We start from the raw sequence: 19,679 nt of genomic DNA on the forward strand, positions 1-19,679 counted from the left end.
CGAATAGTCAGCCTGGTAGACGCCTCCCTTGGCCACGTCGGCACATCGGTAAGACGATGCGTGGCCTGGATCGCCCGTAAGCGGCAGCCTGAATGCGTCTCGATCGGAACTCGATTTCATACTCGATGAGTCGAACGCCCTCGATCCTCACGCGGCTTTGGATCCTCAGTCATTCCCTTGGCTACGATGCTCGTGCGAAGCTGGCGGGACGTCTCCATGATCTCTTCCACCAAGGCGATGTCACGAAGAAGCTGCCCGATCACCGCGCGTCAGCTCGATCATGTCGGCACCTCCACGTCTGCCGGAATTGCAGTCTGCGCAACCAGGGTGCTAAGGTCGACAACCAAAGGTATCGCAAGTCATTTTCATCGAATTCCAGTAAGGCCTTTTTGGCTAGGCGTTCGCGCCAGTGGAGCCAGCATGTCTGCAAGCTATGGCGCCGTGATCAACCGGCTGCTCAACGGCGTCGGCTTCCAACTTATTCGCCAATCGACGCTCCATCAGCTGGTCTCGTCGGCCCGCAATGCCAGCGAGCAGGACAACGAGGCAGGACCGAACGACGTCGTCGAACTCGATCCCGCGCGATCGGGCAACGAAGGTGAGGATCAGGTCCCAACGGATTCGCAAGCCAGCGAACCGACGGAGACGGTATCGGCCAGCTATCTCCAGAACCTGCAGCGCGAGAGTTTGGCGCTTCGTGAGATGTCGACCGAGCTCATTAAGCTCAAGCTGCAGCTGGCCGGAGCGAACGACGGTACCAACACGAGCGAGCCCTCGACTCCGGACGTTGCCGGCCCCCGGCTCTACACGCCCGTATACGACTACGCGGGATTGCGAACCGATCCCGCGATCGTGCACAACCATGACTTCATGCGGGATCCCCGCTTTGTCGCCGCCTACGAACGTGGCGCCGCCGCCGAGGGCTATGAGCCTCGCTATTTCTGGCGGACGCATGTTGCGCTCTGGTGCGCCAGCATCGGCGTCAGCCTTGGCGGCGATTTCGTCGAATGCGGCGTCTGTCGCGGCATGCTCAGCTCTTCGATCATGCACTATCTCGACTGGAACAACCTCCAACGTCGATTTTTTCTGTTTGATACGTTTACCGGGGTCGACGAGCGCCTCGTCACCGATGAGGAGGCCGCAAGCGGCAACCTCGGCTACTTCAGAGAGATGTACAAGACCGACATCTATGAGGATGCCGTTCGCAACTTCTCCGAATACAACAACGTCGAAATCATTCGTGGCAGTGTCCCATCCAGCCTGTCGACCGTCGACATCAATGCCGTCGCTTATCTGTCGATCGACATGAACAACGTCACGCCCGAGATCGCGGCCATCGACCACTTCTGGAGCAAGCTGCAGCCCGGCGCCCCGGTTCTGCTCGACGATTATGGTTTCGTCCGCTACGAGGCCCAGAAGCGTGCGTTCGACGCTTGGGCCTCTCAGCATGGCGTCGCTATTCTCGCGCTTCCCACAGGGCAAGGCCTGATCATCAAGCCACCATCGGCGTCAGGGGCTGTGCGTCGGACGTGGCGTCGCATAGCTCCATTTTTGTGCACCGCCACCGTGAAGCGGTTTTTTGGGATGACGACGGCGTAAGGTTGTCCACATGCCGACTGGCTTGTTCGGCCAATCCAAGGCACAATCGAGCGTTGCAGTCTTTGATTTATTGCCGGGGCGTTTCGATGAATTGGGTAGGAACGGTCGTCGCGATTCCATTGGCTGCCATTTCCTTGTCGGGCTGCATCACGACATCGATGCAGGGATATGCCGACCGACAATTGCCGGCGAAGCCGATCGGCCGCATGGTCGCTTACGTCTCTGGACCCGGTCCGCTCGTCACGAGCATTCAAACGAACATCGCCGAGGAGGCGCGGAAACGCGGCGTCGTCGCTGACGACGCGCTGATGCTGTTCCCACCGACACGGACCTACACCAATGCCGAGGTTCAACAGGGACTCGCGCGTGACGCGATTGAAGGCGTCCTCGTCATCAGCGTGGGCGATAGCGGTGTGCAGCAACAATACGCCGGGACGATCTTGTCGGGCCAATACACCGGAACATCGAGCTCGATCGGTACCGTCAACACCTTCGGCAACACGTCGACCATATCCATGAATGGGACGTCATCAGGCATGGTGGTTGCCACCGCGACGCCGACCTACCGCTACAAGCGTCAGACCACGTTCACGGCGCGGCTTCTTGAGGCAAGCACCGGACGCACTCTTTGGGTCGGAAATGGTCAGGTCAACGCCGGCGGCCTTCTCTTCGTCGGTGACGGCGCAAATGCTTCGAGCTCGGTCGCAGCGATCTTTGACGACTTGCAGCGCAAGGGCATCATCGGGTCATCAAGTTGATCAGGAGGGGCTTCATGAGTCTCCCCCTAACCCACCCCATCAGAATTATTAAGTGCACTGTCACCGTAATTCCGTAATTCTGGAGATCTCGTCCCAGCATTTCCAGGTTGGTAAGCTAGGCCACTTGGGGGCCATTTCCGATGATTGCTCCACTTCAAAACCGGGTAAATACGGTGACAGTGCACTAATTCGATCGTCGTTTTCGTTCCTGAATATTGAGCACTGTCACCGTAATCCCTGAGAGTCAGCCAATTGTGGGACGTTCAATGATGAAAAATACTCTTCTCGCAATCCTCAGCTTCTCGATCAGCATGACCACCAACGCATTCGCAGCTCCGAAGAACATGCCGATAGACTTCATCGGGGAGTGGTGCACGCCGTCGAAGGATGGCGACATCACCACCTACACGCTGCCCAGCTGGACCGAAGATCACAAGTGCAACGAAATCCTCTCGATCGACCAATGGGAATTTGTCTTTAACATGGGAGGCGATGTCGAAACCTACTGCAACCCGGAAAGCATTCGGACGAAGCAGGACGTGGCACCATCTGGTGTCGCCTACTTCGCGACGATTTCGGCAAACTGCCGTGAGGGCCTGAATCCAAACCGCAAGAGCCATCGGACGTATGAGTTCAAGCGGTACAAGGGCAACCTGATGATCAGATCGAAATAGACCAGGGCGACTTGATGAATTAGCCAGCGTGACAAACAGCGAGGCTTTCGCCAAGAAGTCATATTGATCCATGTGTAATCTATATAGCATCACTACTAACCAAGCCGCGATCAGGTTACGGTGACAGTGCACTAAACTTCCATCGACCTCAGGTAACGCGGCCGCACTGCCTTAGCCCTTCACCCGCTCACTGCAAACCCAAGCACCAGCTGCTTCGGGCTCTGCTTGAATTCCTTGACCACCGCGGCCCGGACCTTCTCCGACAGCTCCGGCAGCGGCTTGGCGGTGTAGAGCTTGGGGAAGGTCACCATGACCGACGTCAGCGTGCCGTTGTTCCAGTTGAAGCCGACTGCGGGACGCACGCCGGTTTCGGCGAGGAGGTCGGCTTCGACAGCCCGGCTGTAGGCAAGTCCGTTTTGAACGGCGTCGACCATCCCGCAGCCGGCGAGGCATGCGATCAGGGGGATCAGCGCGAGGGCTCTCATGGTCGTCCACTCCAGGGTTCAGCGTCCGGCGACGCGCCGTCGCCACGCATGGCGCCTGCCGAGGTTGCAGCGGCCGGCCAGCATGAATGCTGGCCAGGGCCGGATCATGGCGCGACGGCGCAAGGTTTTCCAGCTTGACGCGCCGGGACAGGTTAGACTGGCGTGAGCCATCCATGAAGGCGGACAATCGTCAGGCATTGGCGTGCATGGTGCTGATCGCTGTCCTGATGGACGCGCTCCTGTCGGCCAAGTATCAAGTATGACGACTGCCGGTGGCGCGGACAGTCCGAGACCGAGTGCTTGCGGCAGGCCCGGGGACTGCCTCCGGTCGGGCGGCCTTGAGCGAGAATTCCGGTGCGCTAAATTGACCTCGCTACTTGGCGCGGCAGTTTCATGCACTGTCACCGCAACCGTAACCGCCAATGACGAAAGATCCGTCCCTTACCCGCCGGGGGCATCGGCCTCCAGCACGACCTTCGCCACGGGATAACGCCAGTCGTTCTTCGTGTTGTCGGCGGCGGCATCGATGCCTGCCACGATGACCGCACCAAGGATCCCGCCGTTGACGCCGCTGGCCAGACGAGCCTGGCGCGTCGCATCGAAGGGTGCGACCGTGATCATCCGCTTTTGATAGCCGGGCTTTTGGCAGGTCACGGCAAGCGTGCTCGACTGTCCGCGATAGAGCGGCACGCGCACCTTCGCGGGGCTCGTCATGGTTGCCGTGAAGCCGGAGGCTTCCAGCGAGCAGGAGGCCCCGGCCATCTCGACCTCGCCTCCCCCGCCGGGATTGTGAAATGTCCGCACCTCCACGAGCTGGTCACCCGCGAACTCGGGCACGCTTGCGTCGGTGCGGCGCTTCGGCTCGTAGACGTCGATTCCTCGGCTGCCTGTCGTCGACCTGACGTCGGTCACACTGTTGACCGCAAGCGGCGCAGCACACCCGCCAAGACACGCCCCTCCAACGATGGCCAGCCAGCCGGCCATCCGACGCAAACCGTTCATTTGAGCCCCCACAGCACCCCTACTGTTGTTGACTAGCGGTAGCAGGGGCCGATCTGGGGAACAATAGCCGCAACCTCAGGGGGAATAGAGCGACTATCAAAAACCGATGACGTTGCGGGTAGGACACAGTCGCTGTCGTCCCCAGCATTAATTAGGTCGTAGTATTGCACGTGTCAGACGAGCGCCAGCGGCGGGAATTCAGGGTCATCAACATGACGCCGTTGCTCCGTCACGACCTGCCTTGCGATCAATGCCAGGGCGGCGTGCGCGATGCTCGCGCTGATTGCAGTGGCCGGCAGGCATTCAGGGGCAGAGACCGGATCATGGCGCGACGGCGCTGCGCTTTCCAGCAACATGTGCTGTGAGGATGCGCGGACAAACTTATTTCATCAGGCCGCTCAACACGATCACCCCTGTCCAGTCCGCTTCTGAAAAATATTCATCTTCCTTTTTTCCGAAACTCATGATTGACTGTCCCCATCCCGTGCTCCTCGAGAGGGGCGGATCGCGATCGTCACGGACGTTGGGCGCGGGATGCGGTGGCCGCAGGCGGGTCGCAGCGTGCTTGAGGCGCGCGGACGAACGACTCCTTGCGGACGTGAAATCGCGTGGTCCTGGCGCCCCGAAGCTGGCGCCAAGTCCTGGGGGTGATGATCCCCGAGGGCGACGGTGGCTATCAAGCCGGACACCGGGGAGATCGCGTATAAGCGTGAAGACCATCGCGCGGGGAATGCCGGGTTGATCCGGCTGAACCTGTGGTGACTGCCGCCTGCTTTTTCTTCTGCAGGCGGGCCATGGGTGAGGCCCTCACCCGGCATTCCCCGCGCCCTCTGTTTCATGGGGGCGAGACGACCGGCACAGCTCGGGCGCGCAAGGCGTTGCGATGACGGTCGAACACGTCCCCTGCCCCGCCCCCCCTGCAACGTGATGAGGTTCAGATGATCAGGCCGAACGGTCGTCATGCGGCGGGACTGAGCGACGTCGCCCGTTGCGTCCCTGCGGTGCGGACGCGCGCGGCTTGCAATCACCGGCTGCCGGGAGTGCGCGCACGAACAGCAACAAGATCTTACATGGCGACATCCGACCTGCGCAAAAGCGCCGCGTCCGCGGCGTGTGTTCGCATGTGTGGCCGCACCCGATCGAACCGATGGCGATCGTCGCGGTGCAGCCGCGATCGCGTCAACCGTATCGTGAGGAAGTCCCGATGTCGTCACCCACGCCAACAGAACGGCGGGCCATGCTCGTCCTGCTCGTCGTTCTCCTTCTCGGCAACATCGCCGCCATCATCGCCTGGCCGTCGCATTGCGGCACGAGCCCACGGCTCACGATCGGCGGGGTCATGCTCGCCGGCTGCGGCGAGGCCGACGCAGCCGGTCCTCACCTCGAGGCGATGCAGCGGCCGCATCGGGCGCCCGGGTCGGTTGAAATGGCGAGGGCGCCCTGACATCGTGGCCGTCACCCGTGGTCCGCGATCAGCAGCCCGCCGAGATCGAGCGCAGCGACGCGTTGGCTGCGGCCGCGCCTTGCGGGCTGATGCGCCTCGTCTCGCCCAAGGAGCTTTCCCGATGTCCACCGCCTTCCTCTTGACCTCGCTGATCGTGGTGGCCTCGCCCGGCACCGGCGTGCTCTACACGCTCGCGGTGGCGCTGACGAAGGGGTCGCGGATGAGCGTCGCCGCGGCGTTCGGCTGCACGCTCGGCATCATCCCGGCGATGCTCGCCGCCATCGTCGGCCTCGCGGCGGTGCTGCACACCAGCGCGCTGGCCTTCGCCGCGCTGAAATGGTGTGGCGTTGCGTATCTCTTGTACATGGCCTGGCAGACGCTCGGTGAGCGTGGCGCGCTCTCGGTGGAGGCCAAGGATGACGCGAAGGACGCGGCGCGCTCGGCCGGGCGCGTGGTACTGACCGGCTTTCTGATCAACATCCTCAATCCCAAGCTGTCGATCTTCTTCCTCGCCTTCCTGCCGCAGTTCATCGCCGCGGACGAGGCGCATCCGCTCGCCGCGATGCTGGAGCTGTCGGGCACGTTCATGGCGATGACGTTCGCGGTGTTCGTGGTTTACGGGCTGTTCGCGGCAGCCGTGCGCGATCGCGTTGTCAGCCGCCCCAAGGTGATGGCGTGGCTGCGCCGGGCGTTCGCCGGCGGCTTCGCCCTGCTCGGCGCGCGGCTGGCGCTGAGCGAGCGCTGAGGTGGTCGCGCTGGGGCGGAGCGGTCGCGGATGACGAGACAATCCTCAGCCACACGAAGTTGGTCAATTTGTTACTCGTCATGCCCGGACTTGTCCCGCCTGCGCGGCCGAAGCCGCTTCGGCGCGGCGAAGGCCCGGGCATCCATGTCGTTCCAAGGACGCCGATCGACGTGGATGGCCGGGACAAGCCCGGCCATGACGGTGTGGAGCGAGTGCGCCACAAACCTTAAGCCGCGTACGCGACCGCACTCCGCCGTTAGGCGTACCATCAAAAAGCGAAACCCGCCTGAAGCCATTGGCTCCAGACGGGTCTCATCAGTTCAGCAGTTCACCCGGCAGAGATCAGCCGAACTGGTTCATCGTGTTGTGCGCGCCGCCAGCCTTCAGGGCCTTCTCGCCAGCGAAGTACTCCTTGTGGTCGTCGCCGATGTCGGAGCCGGCCATGTTCTGGTGCTTGACGCAGGCGATGCCCTGGCGGATCTCGGCGCGCTGGACGTTCTTGACGTAGCCCAGCATGCCCTGCTCGCCGAAGTACTCGCGGGCGAGGTTGTCGGTCGAGAGCGCGGCCGTGTGGTAGGTCGGCAGCGTGATCAGGTGGTGGAAGATGCCGGCGCGCTTGGCCGAATCCGCCTGGAAGGTGCGGATGCGCTCGTCGGCTTCCTTCGCCAGCGGGGTGTCGTCGTACTCCGCCTTCATCAGCTCGGCGCGGTTGTACTTGCTGACGTCCTGGCCCGCCTCCTTCATCGCGTCATAGACCTGCCAACGGAAGTTGAGGGTCCAGTTGAACGACGGCGAGTTATTGTAGGCGAGCTTGGCGTTCGGGATCACCTTGCGGATGCGGTCGACCATCTTGGCGATCTGCTCGATATGCGGCTTCTCGGTCTCGATCCACAACAGGTCGGCGCCGTTCTGCAGCGAGGTGATGCAGTCGAGCACGCAGCGGTCCTCACCGGTGCCGGGACGGAACTGGTAGAGGTTGGAGGGCAGCCGCTTCGGACGCAGCATCTTGCCGTCGCGGTTGATGATGACGTCACCGTTGCGGGCGTTCTCGGGCGTGACCTCCTCGCAGTCGAGGAAGCTGTTGTACTGGTCGCCGAGATCGCCGGGCTGGCTCGAGAAGGCGATCTGCTGCGTCAGGCCGGCGCCGAGCGAGTCGGTGCGGGTGACGATGATGCCGTCCTCGACGCCGAGCTCCAGGAAGGCGTGGCGGCAGGCGCGGATCTTGGCCAGGAAGACGTCATGCGGCACGGTGACCTTGCCGTCCTGATGGCCGCACTGCTTCTCGTCCGAGACCTGGTTCTCGATCTGCAGCGCGCAGGCGCCCGCCTCGATCATCTTCTTGGCGAGCAGATAGGTCGCCTCGGCATTGCCGAAGCCGGCATCGATGTCGGCGATCACAGGGACGACGTGGGTCTGGAAGCCGTCGATCTTGGCGATGATCTCGGTCTCCTTCGCCTTGTCGCCGGCCTTGCGGGCCGCGTCGAGGCTGCGGAACAGGTCATTGAGCTCGCGCGAGTCGGCCTGGCGCAGGAAGGTGTAGAGCTCCTCGATCAGCGCGGGCACCGAGGTCTTCTCGTGCATCGACTGGTCCGGCAGCGGGCCGAACTCGGAGCGCAGCGCGGCGATCATCCAGCCGGAGAGATAGAGGTAGCGGCGGTCGGTCTTGCCGAAATGCTTCTTGATCGAGATCAGCTTCTGCTGCGCGATGAAGCCATGCCAGCAGCCCAGCGACTGGGTGTACTTGGTGCTATCATTGTCATAGGCGGCCATGTCGGCGCGCATCACGGCCGCGGTGTAGCGGGCGACGTCGAGGCCGGTCCTGAAGCGGTTCTGCAGGCGCATGCGCGCCACGGCTTCGGCGGTGACGCCGTTCCAGGTCGGGTTGGTCTCGAGCAGCGCACGCGCCGCCTCGACCTCGGCCTGGTAGGACGAGGGGCCCTGGAGAGCCTGGTCGTTCAGTCCACGCGGTTGAAAGTTCATGTCCGTGATCCCTTGGTTAAGGACAACCTGGGACCTGTTGTAAGCACCCGGCGCCGGCGGACCAGACATTGCGCGGAAAACTTGTCACACTTTACAAACTTCTCGTGTATAGCTGTAAGGAGATTACAAGACCGGGATTTGGCCATGACCACCGCCACGGCACGATCGATCTTCATGGGCCCGCGCCTGCGCCGGCTCCGGCGCGAGCTCGGCCTGACCCAGGCCGACATGGCCGCGGACCTCGAAATCTCAGCGCCTTACGTGGCGCTCTTGGAGCGGAACCAGAGGCCGGTGACGGCCGACATGCTGCTGCGGCTGGCGCGGACCTACAAGATCGACCTCGCCGATCTCGCCGGCGACGGCGGCGCCGACCACACCGCGCGGATGCAGTCGGTCCTCAAGGACCCGATGTTCTCCGACATCGACATCCCCGCGCTGGAGATCAGCGATCTCGCCGTCAGCTATCCCGGCATGACCGAGGCCTTCCTGCGCCTCTACACGGCGTATCGCGAGGAGCAGCTCGCGCTGGCCGAGCAGCGCGCTCCGGTGCCGGCCGGCAGCGCGCCGCGCGTTGGCAATGACGGCTTCGACGCCAACGATCCCGTCGCCGATGTCCGCCGCTTCCTCGCCGCCCGCCGCAACAACTTTGCCCAGCTCGACGATGCCGCCGAGCGGCTGGCGCAGGCCATCTTCCAGGGGGCGCCGACGGGGGCTCCGCAGGTCTCCGCCGGGCCGGCCGGCTTCATCGAGCGCTTTCGCGTCCGGCATAATCTCCAGGTCCGCTACATGCCGCCGAACGTGATGCTCGGCTCGCTCAGGCGGCTCGACCTGCACCGCCGGCAATTGCTGATCGAGGACTCGCTGGACAGCGCGAGCCTGAAATTCGAGCTCGCCCGGCAGCTCGCTTATCTCGAGCTCGACACCGAAATCGGCGCGGCACTCGAGGATGGCAAGTTCGCCAGCAAGACCGCCGAGCTGCTGGCGCGCCGCGCGCTCGCGGCCTACGCGGCGGCTGCGATCATCATGCCCTATTCGATCTTCGCCAAAGCCGTCGATGCCAGGGCCTACGATCTCGAGGCGCTGGCGCGGCAGTTCGGCACCAGCTTCGAGCAGACGGCGCATCGCGTCACCACCCTGCAGAAGCCGGGCGCGGAACGGATCCCGTTCTTCCTGATCCGCGTCGATCCCGCCGGCAACGTGTCAAAGCTGCTCGACGGCGCCGGCTTCCCGTTCGCCCGCCATGGCGGCGCCTGCCCGCTGTGGTCGGTGCACGGCATCTTCAAGACGCCGCGCCAGATCGTGACGCAATGGCTGGAGCTGCCCGACGGCCGCCGGTTCTTCTCGATCGCCCGCACGGTGACCGCCGGCGGCGGCTCCTATGGCGCGGTGCGCGTCGAGCGGGCGATTGCGGTCGGCTGCGCCGCCGAGCATGCGGGGCAGCTGATCTATACCCGCGACGGCCACGGGCCTGACGCCGACGCGCCGACCCCGATCGGCGTCGCCTGCCGGGTCTGCCACCGGCCGAAATGCGCGGCACGCTCCGCGCCGCCGATCGGGCGCGAGATCCTGCCGGACGATTTCAGGACGTCGTCGGTTCCGTTCGGGTTTTCGGCGGATTGAGCAGGGGATGGTCGTGGAACCAGGAACTGGTCCGCATCCCTGGCGCGAGCGAGAATCCGCCGGATCGGGCTGCAAATCGGCCCGGGACGCCATGCCCCTTGACGGAACAGCCATAAACCGGACAAAGATTGCGCCAAAATGTCGCGGCGGAGGTTGGCCATGAGATACGTCGACGGCGTTGTGATGTTCCTCAGCCTGTGGCTGCTGGCATCGATGGTTCTGGACGCCGTGACGCCGCCCGAGCTGAACTTCTACATGATCGGCCCGATCATTGCGCCGGCCGCGATCATCACCGGCTTCCTGTACTGGCTCCGCATCCCCTCCCGCGACTTCGTGCTGGCGTCCGCAGCCATCTGGATGGTCTGCGAGATGACGATGGAGATGGTCACCCCCAAGCCGCTGTCGCCGCTGCTGGCGGTGGCCGCCGTCGCGCCGCTGCTGGTGGCCGGCATCCTCCTGCACGTCCAGCACTGGCGCCAATCGCGCGGCCGCTTGCCACCGCCCGCTTCGACGCCGACGACCAATCTGCCAGGCTCCTCCAACGCGATGTCGAGCCGGCGGCCGTTCTGAGCCGCGCGACGCCGCGGCAATGGCGGATAGCGTGCAGATTTTCCGTTGTTCTACGGGACCGAATGTTTACGAGGAAATCAGAAACCCCCTCTTAAGTTCCGCGGGTCCATCTGTAGCCGACACACCAGCCGCGCGGGGACCATGCTGAACGAACTTCTCGTGATCGAAGATGCCGACGTTCATCTGTCGATCCTGCGCAAGATCGCCGTGCAGGCAGGCTTTGCGACGACCGGCGTGAACTCGGTCGACGGCGCGATGAGCGTGCTGCGCCGGCGCAATTTCGAATGCATCACGCTCGACCTGAATCTCGGCGAGCGCTCCGGCACCGAGGTGTTGCAGCTGTTGGCGGACATCAAATCCCGCACCCCGGTGCTGATCATCAGCGGCTCCGACGATCAGACCCGCGACGTCACGGTCCGCGCCGGCAAGATCCTCGGCCTGAACGTCTATCCGCCGTTCTCCAAGCCGGTCGACCTCGCTTTGCTCCGACAGACGCTGCGCCAGATCGCCGCCGACACCGACCGGCAGCGCCTCGTCAAAGCCAGCATCCGCTAGCCCGAACGCACGCTCGTTTTCCCGCTTGATCCAGATCAAGGCGCCATACCTCTGCCGCTTGTTGGCTGCAGAGGGGCGAGCGGAAATGAGATGCGATGACGGCAGCGAATTCGGCCAGCGAAGCAGAAGCAGTTGTGAACGAGGCGACGCCCTATGAGCTCGTCGGCGGCGAAGCCGGCGTGCGCCGTCTGGCGGAGCGCTTTTACACCATCATGGACCAGGAGCCCGGCGCCAGCCGCATCCGCGCGATGCACGACGCCGATCTCGGTCCGATCAAGCAGTTGCTGTTCGAATTTCTCAGTGGATGGCTGGGCGGGCCAGCGCTTTATTTCGAGCGGGCCGAACATCGCTGCATCATGTCCGCGCACCGTCCGTATCCGATCGGCGACGCCGAGCGCGACGAGTGGATGACATGCATGCGCCGCGCGATGTTCGATTGCGACATCACCGGCGACATGTATGCGTTGCTGGATCAAGCGTTCCTGCGGATGGCGAACGCGTTCCGGAGCCGCAAGGCGAGCTGACAGGAACGCCCGTCAGCCCGACTTGGTGGCGGCCTCCCGCGCCAGACGCTCGGCCCTGAGCCGCTCGCGGTTGGCGTAAAAGGCCCGCTGGGCCGCCTCGTGATCGCGCATGGCCTGCTCGGCATCAGCCCTGCGGGTGGCGTCACGCGCCCGACGCTCTTCCGGCGTGAGGACGCGAGGCTGTCTGTCTGTGCTATCGTAAGGCATGGGCAGATAACGCCCAAGCGGCCGGGATGTTCCCAGCATACGATGGTTCAGTCCGACTTTCGTGGAAACAGCTGGTCGCGGATGTAGCGCGACGTCGGCGTCAGGCTGAGTCCGTAGGGCTTTTGCCACACCGCGCGGTCGATCTCCTTCTTGTCTCCGATCTCCAGGCGCCCTTTGGCATGCTTGGCGATGAAGATGGCGTCGCTCATCTTGCGACCCGAGCGCTTGTTCTTGGCGGTGACTTCCTTCCATAGCCGCAGCCGGCCGAGCTTGAGCTTGGGAAGCTCCTCCTTGATTTCGCGCTTCAGGCAGTCCTTCGCCGTCTCCTGCGCGCGTTTGCGGCCACCCGGAAACATCCAGCGCCCGTCGGCCCGGCGCCGGACCAGGAGAACCCTTCCGCCCTTGGCGGCAACCAGCTTGGACGCCTTGGTCATGGCCCCGGAGCTCTCACCTCTCGAACAGTGACGAACAATGAAGTGGAGTCTATCAAGATTCGCTCCAACTCCCGCTCCGGAGCTTTGCGGAGATTCGGCCAGAGCTCCGCAGCGGCCAACCAAGCTCACTGCAGCGCTCCGACCGGCGGCAGCGCTCAGTAGCAGGAGCGCGGATCGACCGCCACATACTCTCCCGACGGATATCGATAGTAGCAATCGCCCTGCGATAGATAGTAGCCTGGTCGCGCCGCAGCCGTAGCGCCGGCGATCGCGCCGGTGGCACCACCAAGCACGGCGCCCGCCGCGGCACCGCCCGCCTTGCCGGTGAGGATACCGCCGAGCACCCCGCCGATGATCGCGCCCCCGAGCGCGCTGGCGCCCGGATCGACTTCGGCCGGAGGCGGCGCCGGCTCGTAGGCAACCGGCGGGGGCGCCTCGTAGGCCGCCGACGGCGCATAGACCACATCGTCAGCATAGTCCTCCGACACGTAGGTCGGCGGCCCTTCCATGGGCTCGGGATAATAGTACCAGACGCCGCCGACGTCCCACCACCAGCCCGGGCGGCCGTTGTGAACCTCGTGCCGCCATCGGCCACCCTCCCAGCCGACCCGGCCGCGATAAGACTGCCCACCATAGTCGCGCACCGCGACCCGGCCGTGCGCATAACGCGCATCCGGTCCCCGCCCGGCCATCGCCGGACCAGGGCCCGGGCCGTGGCCCGCTGCGAAGCCCTGACCGGCTCCCGGCGGACGTCCCTGAGGGCCAACGGCAGCCCGCGGCGGTGCGCCCGGCTGTGCTCCCTGCGGCTGGCCGGCCATGGGGCCGGCTTGCCGCGGGATCTGGACATGGGGCTGGCCGGCCGGTTGCCCACCCTGGGTCGGCGCTTGGCGAATGACACCCGGCGGGCGGGCCTGGGGCGAATGCCCGGCGCCAGGACCAGCCTGGTCCTGGGTTTGCGCCCAGGCTTGGGCGGGGATCACGACCGCGGTCAGGATCGCGATCGCGGGCAGCCACCGTGTGCTCTGGTTGGACAACGTCATTCTCCCCTACCCTTGATCGCCCGCCGTCTGCGCTGGTTGCCGCGCACGCGGGGTGTGATGCGGATTGATGATCCCGGATCGCCGGCTTCGGCGTGGATGGTCCGGACACACCATAGTTTGCGCGACAAACGGGTAAAATCCCGACGATTTTGCGGCCAAGTCAACCTGCTGCCGTCAACCTGCTGCCGTCAGGTTAACCGAGACGCCGGCTGATTCGCCGCTCCGATCATGCAAACTCGCCGGCGCGGCCTTGCCGATCCGGTACGGGCAGATCGGCGGTCACCGGTCGGGCACGATCACATTGCAGTTGGTTCGTCCCGACATCAGGCAGTCCTGCATCCGGCTTGCGGAGGTCAGGCTGCGGGCCAGCCACAAGCCGAAGGCCACGACGAGCGCCGCGAACACGAGTGCCGCCACGGCGCCACGTCTATCCGGCCCCTGCGTACTCATCGCCGGTGCGCCTAGGCGGCACGCAGGCCAGCGGCCTCACCGTGCGGTTGCTGCTGCTGGCGCGATGCCGGCGAGATCGATTCGATCCGGGTACAGCTCGTCACCCAGAACAGCTGCCCGCATTCCCATTCGGAACCCAGCACACCGGCCGAAACGGGCCTCGGGCGGGCGAGGACCGCCGTCATCACGCATGCGCTGACCACGAGAGCGACGAGCGCGAGGCCGAGCGCCATGCGCCCGCGGCGAACAGAGGTCATGCCGGTCAACTCCGTTGGATGTCGCACCCGGGCGGTGCGCTGGTGCCCGCGAGGCGTGAAGCGACTCACGGCCGGCCGACCTGCGTCAGCGACGGGGATGGTTACATAGCCTCCGGCGAGCGCCATGCAAGCGCCAGGCAGGACGGATGTGGAGGAGCGGCGATAAAGCATTTGTCATCGACGCATGCGATCCTATACACACGGGCTCGCGTCGGCCTCCGCTCGTGTTCACGATCTCGTGGAAGAATTGCCTGGCGGCGCGTGCAGCCCCTGACCGACCACACCCTGATCGAACACCCAAATAGCGAAGTGACGACGTCTCCATGAGAGGATTCAAGGAACCTGGATTTGCCGATCGGCAGAAGGCCGCGCAGCAGGCCCGCCAGAGCATCGTGCAGAAGTTCAAATCGCAGCCGGGACCGGACGATCCCGAAGTCGTGAAGCGACGGCAGGAGCGCGAGGCCGCCGCCGCCCGCCGCGAGCAGCAGCGATTGGAGCGCGAGGCCGCCAAGGCTGAGCAGCAGCGTCTCGAGGAAGAGGCCAAGGCCGCCGAGAGTGCCCGGCTTGCGCGCGAGGCGGAAGAAGAAGCCGCCCGCTTGGCCGAGATGGAAGCCGAGCAGAAGGCGAAGCGTGATGCGCGCTACGCCGCGCGCAAGGCCCGTGGAAAGAAGAAGTAAGCAGCGACGCCGCCGCCACCAGACCTGCGCGTCGTCGCGTCCGGCATCGCGCGACTCCTCAATTCATCGGCGATGGGACTGATACGGTCGTCCCATCGCACGATGCCGTGCGAGACGAGCTAGTTCTTCTTCATCATGCCGTCGTCCTTCTTCATCCCGTCCTTGGACATGGCATCGTCCTTCTTCATGGCGTCTTTCGCCATCGAGTCCTTCTTCATGCCGTCGTGGGACATCGCGCCCTTTTTCATCCCATCGTCCTTGCTCATCTTGTCTTCCGCGAAGGCCGCCGGCGCGACGGCCACGTTGAACGCGAGGGCGGCAGCGGAGATACCGAGGATGAGGCGGCTACGATTGGTCATGATGATCGCTCCTTCGTATGACGGGGTTCGACGGCGACGGACGCGCCGTTCTTGGATATCGACGTTCCGATGAAGGCGATTGTTACGAGCGCGGGCGAGAATTTTGTTCGATCAAATTTGACTCGAATGCGTCCCGTTCCGGAATCGAGGACACAATTTTGCCCGGCAAGATCATGTTAGTACAACCGCGCAAGGGATTCACAGGCCGGTACGTGCGCCGCAGCAATATGTCGCTTCCCATGCATTTGGCCTCGAACGAACTGTCTAGTTCGGCTAGAGGTAAGCTCGACAGATTGGCTGGTATAAGTCACGCCAACGAACCGGGTCGGGAACCCAACCAGAAGTTGTTCAGGGGAAATCTCATGCTCACACGCCGTCATGTCATCGCATCCGCGCTCGCTGCGCCGGCCATGCTGCGTTTTGGAACCGGTACGGCCCACGCAGCAACGACGCTGAAGATCTCTCACCAGTTTCCCGGCGGCACCATCGACAAGGGCGATTTCCGCGACCGGCTCTGCCGGGTGTTCTCCGAGGAGGTTGCGAAGCGCTCCGGCGGCGAGATCGCGACCGAGATCTATCCCAACTCCTCGCTCATCAAGACCGTCGCGCAGTTCTCGGCCATGCGGAAGGGCGCGCTCGACATCAGCCTCTATCCGATGCCTTACGCCGGCGGCGAAGTGCCTGAGACCAACATCGCGCTGATGCCGGGTCTGGTCACGACCTACGACCAGGGCATGCGCTGGAAGAATGAGCCGGTCGGCAAGACGCTGAGCGATTTTCTGGCCGACAAGGGCATCATCCTGCTGACCTGGGTCTGGCAGGCGGGCGGCGTTGCCAGCCGATCGCGGCCGCTGGTGACGCCGGAGGACGCCAAGGGCATGAAGGTGCGCGGCGGCTCGCGCGAGATGGACATGGTGCTGCAGACCGCCGGCGCCTCGGTGCTGTCGGTGCCATCGAACGAAATCTACACCGCGATGCAGACCGGCGCCTGCGATGCCGGCATCACCTCGTCGACCAGCCTGATCTCGTTCCGCCTGGAGGAAGTGTCGAAGGCCCTGACCTCCGGCGCCAAGGCGTCGTACTGGTTCATGCTCGAGCCGCTGATGATGTCCAAGGCCTCGTTCGACAAGTTGCCGAAGAACCAGCAGGACATCCTCCTCGCGGTCGGCGCGGAGATGGAGGCGTTCGGGCGCAAGGGCGCGCAGGACGACGACATCGAAGTTGCCAAGGTCTACGAAAAGGCGGGCGCGAAGGTTGTGGAGCTCGATGTCCAGACCGTCAACAAATGGCGCGACATTGCCCGTGACACGGCCTGGAAGGACTATGGCGGCAAGTCTGCGAACTGCGCCAAGCTCCTCAAGCTCGCTTCCGACGTCGCGGCCTGATTGATGCACGCGCCCGTTATCGATACCGAGGCCACGACAGCCATCGGCGCCAGCGGTCCGCTGGCGCCGCTCCAGCGTGTTGTCTCGCTGCTCAATCGCATCATCGTGGTTCTGGCCGCGTTCGCACTGGTCGCGGCCTGCCTCATCCTGAGCTACAGCGTGGCGGGCCGTGCACTGTTCAAGGCCGCCAACTACTGGCAGGACGAAGCCGCCGTGTTCTTGCTCGTCGGCGCCACCTTCATGACTGCGGCCTATGTGCAGGAGCATCGCGGCCACGTCAGCATCGAAGCCTTCGTTGGGCTGATGTCGCCGCTCGCCAACAAGATCAGGCTCTGGCTGGTCGACGTCGCGAGCTTTTTGTTTTGTGCCTTCTTCACTTGGAAATCCTGGACCCTGACACATGAGGCCTGGGTCGATGGTCAGGTCTCGAATTCGATGTGGTCGCCGCCGCTGGCGATCCCTTACGGCCTGATGGCCGCCGGGATGACCCTGCTGTGCCTGCAGATGCTGCTGCAGATCGTGGCTCCGCTGACCGGAGCGCGTCGATGAGCGTGTTCGGAATTGGGGTTGCCTACGGACTCTCGACCCTGTTTGCGATGTTCGCGGGCATGCCGATCGCGTTCGCGCTCGGCGCCGTGGCCGTCGTGTTCATGGCCATCTACATGCCTGCCGCGTCGCTCGATACGGTCACGCAGAACGTCTACGAGGAAATGGCGTCGATCACGCTGCTATCGATCCCGCTGTTCATCCTCAAGGGCGCGGCGATCGGCCGCTCCCGCGCAGGCCAGGACCTCTACTCGGCGCTGCATGCGTGGCTGCATCGCGTGCCCGGCGGATTGGGCGTCGCCAACGTGTTCGCCTGCGCGCTGTTCGCGGCGATGGCGGGATCGTCCCCCGCGACCTGCTCGGCGATCGGCTCGGCCGGAATTCCCGAGATGCGCAAGCGCGGCTATTCCGGGGGCTTCGCGGCCGGCATCATCGCGGCCGGCGGCACGCTCGGCATTCTGCTGCCGCCCTCGATTACGATGATCCTGTTCGCGATCGCGGCGGAGAAATCGCTGGGACGACTGTTCCTGGCCGGTATCGGCCCCGGGCTCTTGCTGGTGACCCTGTTCGGCGTCTATTCGGTGGTGCGCTTCCGGCAGGAATATGCGCGCGCGAAAGCCGTCTATGAGAAATCGGGCGCGTGGTCGGACATCCTGACCAAGGACGATTTTACGATGGCGCAGCGCTTCTCCGTGCTGCCACGCGTGATTCCGTTCGTGCTGCTGCTGACCGGCGTCATGGTCGCGCTCTATGGCGGCCTCGCCACGCCATCGGAAACAGCCGGTCTCGGCGGCATCCTCGCGCTCGTGCTGATCGCGATCATCTACCGCGTCTGGAGCCCGGCCGATCTCGCGCCCATCATGAAGGCGACGCTGCGCGAATCGACCATGCTGATGCTGATCATCGGCATGTCGCTGCTGTACTCCTACGTGATGAGCTACCTGCACATCTCGCAGTCGGTTGCGGAGTCCATCGTGGCGATGCACCTGCCGCGCTGGGAACTGTTGTTCGCGATCCTGCTGATGGTGGTCGTGCTCGGCTTCTTCCTGCCGCCGGTATCGATCATCCTGATGACTGCCCCGATCATCCTGCCGCCTCTGCGGGCAGCAAACTTCGACATCATCTGGTTCGGCGTGGTGATGACGATCGTGATGGAGATGGGCCTGATTCACCCGCCGGTGGGTCTGAACATCTTCGTCATCAGGAACGTCGCGCCGGACATCCCGCTGCGCGAGGTGATCTGGGGCACGCTGCCGTTCGTCCTGCTGATGATGGCCGCCGTGCTGCTGCTCTGCTTCGTGCCGCAGATCTCGACGGCGCTGCCGGATCTCGTGATGGGGCCGGATCTCAGCCGCTGACACGCGGCGAATGGCGAATAGGGAGTGGCGAATAGGGAATACGGCGAGTCTGCCTTTCCCTACTCGCTATTCGCCCCTTCAGCCATTTGCTGCTCGCATGTTCTTCGCGTTCAGCGCCGCTGCAACACGGCTGACGGGTGGCCGACCGAGCAGCCGGCTCATGTCGTTGGTGGCGGCCAGCAGTTTCGTCATGTCGACGCCGGTGCGGATGCCCATGCCTTCGAGCATGTAGACGACGTCCTCGGTCGCGACGTTGCCAGTCGCGCCCGGCGCGAACGGGCAGCCGCCGAGGCCGCCGGCCGCGGCATCGATGACGCGGACGCCCTCCTCCATGCCCGCATAGAGATTGGCCAGCGCCTGGCCGTAGGTGTCGTGGAAATGCATCGCCAGATGCGTCACCGGCACGTCGTCGCAGACGGCGCGCAGCATCTGCTTTGCCTTGAGCGGCGTCCCGACACCGATCGTGTCACCCAGCGAGACCTCGTAGCAGCCCAGATCCCACAGCGCCTTGGCCACGCCGGCTACTGCCTGCGGCTTGATCTCGCCCTCATACGGGCAGCCCAGCGCGCAGGAGACGTAGCCGCGCACCCTGATGCCGTCGGTCCTGGCGTGGGCGATCACCGGCTTGAAGCGCTCCAGCGACTCCGCGATCGAACAGTTGATGTTGGCGCGGGAGAAGCTCTCGGAGGCCGCAGTGAACACGGAAATCACCCTGGCGCCGGCAGCGCGCGCGGCCTCATAGCCCTTCACGTTGGGCACCAGCACATGGAATTCGCCGGGCAGCGCAGCCACACTGCGCATGACCTCGTCCGAGCCCACCATCTGCGGGATCGCCTTGGGCGAGACGAAGGCGCCGACCTCGACCGTGGTCAGGCCCGCCGCGACCAGCGCGCGGATGAAGGCGATGCGATCGGCGACGCTGATCGACATCTTCTCGTTCTGCAGGCCGTCCCGCGGGCCCATTTCGATGATGCGCACGCTCTCGCTCATGCCGACCTCTTCGGTTCGAG

At 64.3% G+C, this 19,679-nt stretch carries 24 protein-coding genes; 13 read left to right on the forward strand and 11 right to left on the reverse strand.

From position 1 onward, the window contains the following. Positions 1-420: 420 nt before the first annotated feature. The 3 genes from ACQR1E_RS01935 (at position 421) to ACQR1E_RS01945 (ending at position 3,031) form a co-directional block, all read left to right on the forward strand. Positions 421-1,599, forward strand: a complete 1,179-nt coding sequence (locus ACQR1E_RS01935) for a TylF/MycF/NovP-related O-methyltransferase (protein ID WP_316164812.1) — start codon at positions 421-423, stop codon at positions 1,597-1,599. 86 nt (positions 1,600-1,685) lie between these two features. Then, positions 1,686-2,357 (forward strand): hypothetical protein, encoded by a 672-nt coding sequence (locus ACQR1E_RS01940; RefSeq protein WP_434896592.1) that lies wholly within the window; start codon positions 1,686-1,688, stop codon positions 2,355-2,357. A gap of 266 nt (positions 2,358-2,623) precedes the next feature. Next, positions 2,624-3,031 carry a hypothetical protein gene (locus ACQR1E_RS01945; protein WP_434896593.1) on the forward strand — a complete coding sequence of 136 codons (408 nt, stop codon included), beginning with the start codon at positions 2,624-2,626 and terminating at the stop codon, positions 3,029-3,031. Positions 3,032-3,210: 179 nt separating this feature from the next. Here the strand turns inward: ACQR1E_RS01945 and ACQR1E_RS01950 are convergent, their stop codons facing one another. The 3 genes from ACQR1E_RS01950 to ACQR1E_RS01960 form a co-directional block, all read right to left on the reverse strand. Next, positions 3,211-3,516: a hypothetical protein gene (locus ACQR1E_RS01950; protein WP_315826920.1), complete on the reverse strand. Its 306-nt coding sequence runs from the start codon at positions 3,514-3,516 to the stop codon at positions 3,211-3,213. Between the two features lie 441 nt (positions 3,517-3,957). Beyond that, positions 3,958-4,518, reverse strand: coding sequence for a hypothetical protein (locus ACQR1E_RS01955; RefSeq protein WP_434896594.1), 561 nt, complete (start codon positions 4,516-4,518; stop codon positions 3,958-3,960). Positions 4,519-4,691: 173 nt separating this feature from the next. Continuing rightward, positions 4,692-4,874, reverse strand: a complete 183-nt coding sequence (locus ACQR1E_RS01960) for a hypothetical protein (RefSeq protein WP_434896595.1) — start codon at positions 4,872-4,874, stop codon at positions 4,692-4,694. A 791-nt stretch (positions 4,875-5,665) separates the two neighbouring features. On the opposite strand from ACQR1E_RS01960, the gene ACQR1E_RS01965 reads away from it, so the two are divergent. Together ACQR1E_RS01965 and ACQR1E_RS01970 are read left to right on the forward strand one after the other, a co-directional pair. Further along, positions 5,666-5,962, forward strand: coding sequence for a hypothetical protein (locus tag ACQR1E_RS01965; protein WP_316194178.1), 297 nt, complete (start codon positions 5,666-5,668; stop codon positions 5,960-5,962). Between the two features lie 121 nt (positions 5,963-6,083). Continuing rightward, a complete protein-coding gene (locus ACQR1E_RS01970) occupies positions 6,084-6,707 on the forward strand; it encodes a LysE family translocator (RefSeq protein WP_316194177.1) in 624 nt (207 codons plus the stop codon). A gap of 342 nt (positions 6,708-7,049) precedes the next feature. On the opposite strand, the gene ACQR1E_RS01975 is transcribed toward ACQR1E_RS01970, so the two are convergent. Continuing rightward, on the reverse strand, positions 7,050-8,687 hold the full coding sequence (locus tag ACQR1E_RS01975) for an isocitrate lyase (protein ID WP_315751623.1): 1,638 nt from the start codon (positions 8,685-8,687) through the stop codon (positions 7,050-7,052). A 144-nt stretch (positions 8,688-8,831) separates the two neighbouring features. Between ACQR1E_RS01975 and ACQR1E_RS01980 the strand changes: the two genes are divergently transcribed. The 4 genes from ACQR1E_RS01980 to ACQR1E_RS01995 all read left to right on the forward strand — a co-directional run bounded on the left by ACQR1E_RS01980 (position 8,832) and on the right by ACQR1E_RS01995 (position 11,956). Continuing rightward, positions 8,832-10,307, forward strand: a complete 1,476-nt coding sequence (locus tag ACQR1E_RS01980) for a helix-turn-helix domain-containing protein (protein ID WP_315712042.1) — start codon at positions 8,832-8,834, stop codon at positions 10,305-10,307. A 159-nt stretch (positions 10,308-10,466) separates the two neighbouring features. Continuing rightward, positions 10,467-10,877: a hypothetical protein gene (locus ACQR1E_RS01985; RefSeq protein ID WP_315712044.1), complete on the forward strand. Its 411-nt coding sequence runs from the start codon at positions 10,467-10,469 to the stop codon at positions 10,875-10,877. A 141-nt stretch (positions 10,878-11,018) separates the two neighbouring features. Beyond that, positions 11,019-11,432, forward strand: a complete 414-nt coding sequence (locus tag ACQR1E_RS01990; protein WP_315712626.1) for a response regulator — start codon at positions 11,019-11,021, stop codon at positions 11,430-11,432. Positions 11,433-11,527: 95 nt separating this feature from the next. Continuing rightward, the gene (locus tag ACQR1E_RS01995; protein ID WP_315712045.1) at positions 11,528-11,956 is read left to right on the forward strand and encodes a group II truncated hemoglobin; all 429 of its coding nucleotides are present in this window, start codon (positions 11,528-11,530) and stop codon (positions 11,954-11,956) included. Between the two features lie 12 nt (positions 11,957-11,968). Here the strand turns inward: ACQR1E_RS01995 and ACQR1E_RS02000 are convergent, their stop codons facing one another. The 5 genes from ACQR1E_RS02000 to ACQR1E_RS02020 all read right to left on the reverse strand — a co-directional run bounded on the left by ACQR1E_RS02000 (position 11,969) and on the right by ACQR1E_RS02020 (position 14,344). Continuing rightward, positions 11,969-12,163, reverse strand: coding sequence for a hypothetical protein (locus tag ACQR1E_RS02000; RefSeq protein ID WP_315712046.1), 195 nt, complete (start codon positions 12,161-12,163; stop codon positions 11,969-11,971). A gap of 47 nt (positions 12,164-12,210) precedes the next feature. Continuing rightward, positions 12,211-12,597: an NUDIX hydrolase gene (locus tag ACQR1E_RS02005; RefSeq protein WP_315712048.1), complete on the reverse strand. Its 387-nt coding sequence runs from the start codon at positions 12,595-12,597 to the stop codon at positions 12,211-12,213. A gap of 155 nt (positions 12,598-12,752) precedes the next feature. Beyond that, positions 12,753-13,637 (reverse strand): hypothetical protein, encoded by an 885-nt coding sequence (locus tag ACQR1E_RS02010; protein WP_409999247.1) that lies wholly within the window; start codon positions 13,635-13,637, stop codon positions 12,753-12,755. A 279-nt stretch (positions 13,638-13,916) separates the two neighbouring features. Beyond that, complete coding sequence (locus tag ACQR1E_RS02015; protein ID WP_315751625.1) at positions 13,917-14,087, reverse strand: hypothetical protein; 171 nt, start codon at positions 14,085-14,087, stop codon at positions 13,917-13,919. Between the two features lie 11 nt (positions 14,088-14,098). Beyond that, complete coding sequence (locus tag ACQR1E_RS02020; protein ID WP_315712050.1) at positions 14,099-14,344, reverse strand: hypothetical protein; 246 nt, start codon at positions 14,342-14,344, stop codon at positions 14,099-14,101. A 323-nt stretch (positions 14,345-14,667) separates the two neighbouring features. Between ACQR1E_RS02020 and ACQR1E_RS02025 the strand changes: the two genes are divergently transcribed. Continuing rightward, complete coding sequence (locus ACQR1E_RS02025; protein WP_315712052.1) at positions 14,668-15,021, forward strand: DUF6481 family protein; 354 nt, start codon at positions 14,668-14,670, stop codon at positions 15,019-15,021. A gap of 119 nt (positions 15,022-15,140) precedes the next feature. Here ACQR1E_RS02025 and ACQR1E_RS02030 read toward each other — a convergent pair whose 3' ends face one another. Then, entirely contained in the window at positions 15,141-15,380 is a 240-nt protein-coding gene (locus ACQR1E_RS02030) for a pentapeptide MXKDX repeat protein (protein ID WP_315755521.1), read from the reverse strand. Between the two features lie 362 nt (positions 15,381-15,742). Between ACQR1E_RS02030 and ACQR1E_RS02035 the strand changes: the two genes are divergently transcribed. From ACQR1E_RS02035 to ACQR1E_RS02045, 3 genes are read left to right on the forward strand one after another with little or no spacing between them, the layout of a single operon-like run. After that, on the forward strand, positions 15,743-16,765 hold the full coding sequence (locus ACQR1E_RS02035) for a TRAP transporter substrate-binding protein (RefSeq protein WP_315712055.1): 1,023 nt from the start codon (positions 15,743-15,745) through the stop codon (positions 16,763-16,765). 3 nt (positions 16,766-16,768) lie between these two features. After that, positions 16,769-17,314, forward strand: coding sequence for a TRAP transporter small permease (locus ACQR1E_RS02040; RefSeq protein WP_315751628.1), 546 nt, complete (start codon positions 16,769-16,771; stop codon positions 17,312-17,314). Next, on the forward strand, positions 17,311-18,669 hold the full coding sequence (locus ACQR1E_RS02045) for a TRAP transporter large permease (RefSeq protein ID WP_315712058.1): 1,359 nt from the start codon (positions 17,311-17,313) through the stop codon (positions 18,667-18,669). Before ACQR1E_RS02040 ends, ACQR1E_RS02045 begins: the two co-directional genes overlap by 4 nt. Before the next feature lie 78 nt (positions 18,670-18,747). On the opposite strand, the gene ACQR1E_RS02050 is transcribed toward ACQR1E_RS02045, so the two are convergent. After that, entirely contained in the window at positions 18,748-19,659 is a 912-nt protein-coding gene (locus tag ACQR1E_RS02050) for a hydroxymethylglutaryl-CoA lyase (protein ID WP_316173683.1), read from the reverse strand. Positions 19,660-19,679: the final 20 nt, after the last annotated feature.

The organism is Bradyrhizobium sp. HKCCYLRH1030 (assembly GCF_051168395.1).
Lineage (GTDB): Bacteria > Pseudomonadota > Alphaproteobacteria > Rhizobiales > Xanthobacteraceae > Bradyrhizobium.

Bases quoted from the DNA above. Each gene is read 5' to 3' on its own strand.
- ACQR1E_RS01935 (WP_316164812.1), top strand. From the start codon at position 421: ATGTCTGCAAGCTATGGCGCCGTGATCAACCGGCTGCTCAACGGCGTC.
- ACQR1E_RS01940 (WP_434896592.1), top strand. From the start codon at position 1,686: ATGAATTGGGTAGGAACGGTCGTCGCGATTCCATTGGCTGCCATTTCC.
- ACQR1E_RS01945 (WP_434896593.1), top strand. From the start codon at position 2,624: ATGATGAAAAATACTCTTCTCGCAATCCTCAGCTTCTCGATCAGCATG.
- ACQR1E_RS01950 (WP_315826920.1), bottom strand. From the start codon at position 3,516: ATGAGAGCCCTCGCGCTGATCCCCCTGATCGCATGCCTCGCCGGCTGC.
- ACQR1E_RS01955 (WP_434896594.1), bottom strand. From the start codon at position 4,518: ATGAACGGTTTGCGTCGGATGGCCGGCTGGCTGGCCATCGTTGGAGGG.
- ACQR1E_RS01960 (WP_434896595.1), bottom strand. From the start codon at position 4,874: ATGTTGCTGGAAAGCGCAGCGCCGTCGCGCCATGATCCGGTCTCTGCC.
- ACQR1E_RS01965 (WP_316194178.1), top strand. From the start codon at position 5,666: ATGGCGATCGTCGCGGTGCAGCCGCGATCGCGTCAACCGTATCGTGAG.
- ACQR1E_RS01970 (WP_316194177.1), top strand. From the start codon at position 6,084: ATGTCCACCGCCTTCCTCTTGACCTCGCTGATCGTGGTGGCCTCGCCC.
- ACQR1E_RS01975 (WP_315751623.1), bottom strand. From the start codon at position 8,687: ATGAACTTTCAACCGCGTGGACTGAACGACCAGGCTCTCCAGGGCCCC.
- ACQR1E_RS01980 (WP_315712042.1), top strand. From the start codon at position 8,832: ATGACCACCGCCACGGCACGATCGATCTTCATGGGCCCGCGCCTGCGC.
- ACQR1E_RS01985 (WP_315712044.1), top strand. From the start codon at position 10,467: ATGAGATACGTCGACGGCGTTGTGATGTTCCTCAGCCTGTGGCTGCTG.
- ACQR1E_RS01990 (WP_315712626.1), top strand. From the start codon at position 11,019: ATGCTGAACGAACTTCTCGTGATCGAAGATGCCGACGTTCATCTGTCG.
- ACQR1E_RS01995 (WP_315712045.1), top strand. From the start codon at position 11,528: ATGACGGCAGCGAATTCGGCCAGCGAAGCAGAAGCAGTTGTGAACGAG.
- ACQR1E_RS02000 (WP_315712046.1), bottom strand. From the start codon at position 12,163: ATGCCTTACGATAGCACAGACAGACAGCCTCGCGTCCTCACGCCGGAA.
- ACQR1E_RS02005 (WP_315712048.1), bottom strand. From the start codon at position 12,597: ATGACCAAGGCGTCCAAGCTGGTTGCCGCCAAGGGCGGAAGGGTTCTC.
- ACQR1E_RS02010 (WP_409999247.1), bottom strand. From the start codon at position 13,637: ATGACGTTGTCCAACCAGAGCACACGGTGGCTGCCCGCGATCGCGATC.
- ACQR1E_RS02015 (WP_315751625.1), bottom strand. From the start codon at position 14,087: ATGAGTACGCAGGGGCCGGATAGACGTGGCGCCGTGGCGGCACTCGTG.
- ACQR1E_RS02020 (WP_315712050.1), bottom strand. From the start codon at position 14,344: ATGACCTCTGTTCGCCGCGGGCGCATGGCGCTCGGCCTCGCGCTCGTC.
- ACQR1E_RS02025 (WP_315712052.1), top strand. From the start codon at position 14,668: ATGAGAGGATTCAAGGAACCTGGATTTGCCGATCGGCAGAAGGCCGCG.
- ACQR1E_RS02030 (WP_315755521.1), bottom strand. From the start codon at position 15,380: ATGACCAATCGTAGCCGCCTCATCCTCGGTATCTCCGCTGCCGCCCTC.
- ACQR1E_RS02035 (WP_315712055.1), top strand. From the start codon at position 15,743: ATGCTCACACGCCGTCATGTCATCGCATCCGCGCTCGCTGCGCCGGCC.
- ACQR1E_RS02040 (WP_315751628.1), top strand. From the start codon at position 16,769: ATGCACGCGCCCGTTATCGATACCGAGGCCACGACAGCCATCGGCGCC.
- ACQR1E_RS02045 (WP_315712058.1), top strand. From the start codon at position 17,311: ATGAGCGTGTTCGGAATTGGGGTTGCCTACGGACTCTCGACCCTGTTT.
- ACQR1E_RS02050 (WP_316173683.1), bottom strand. From the start codon at position 19,659: ATGAGCGAGAGCGTGCGCATCATCGAAATGGGCCCGCGGGACGGCCTG.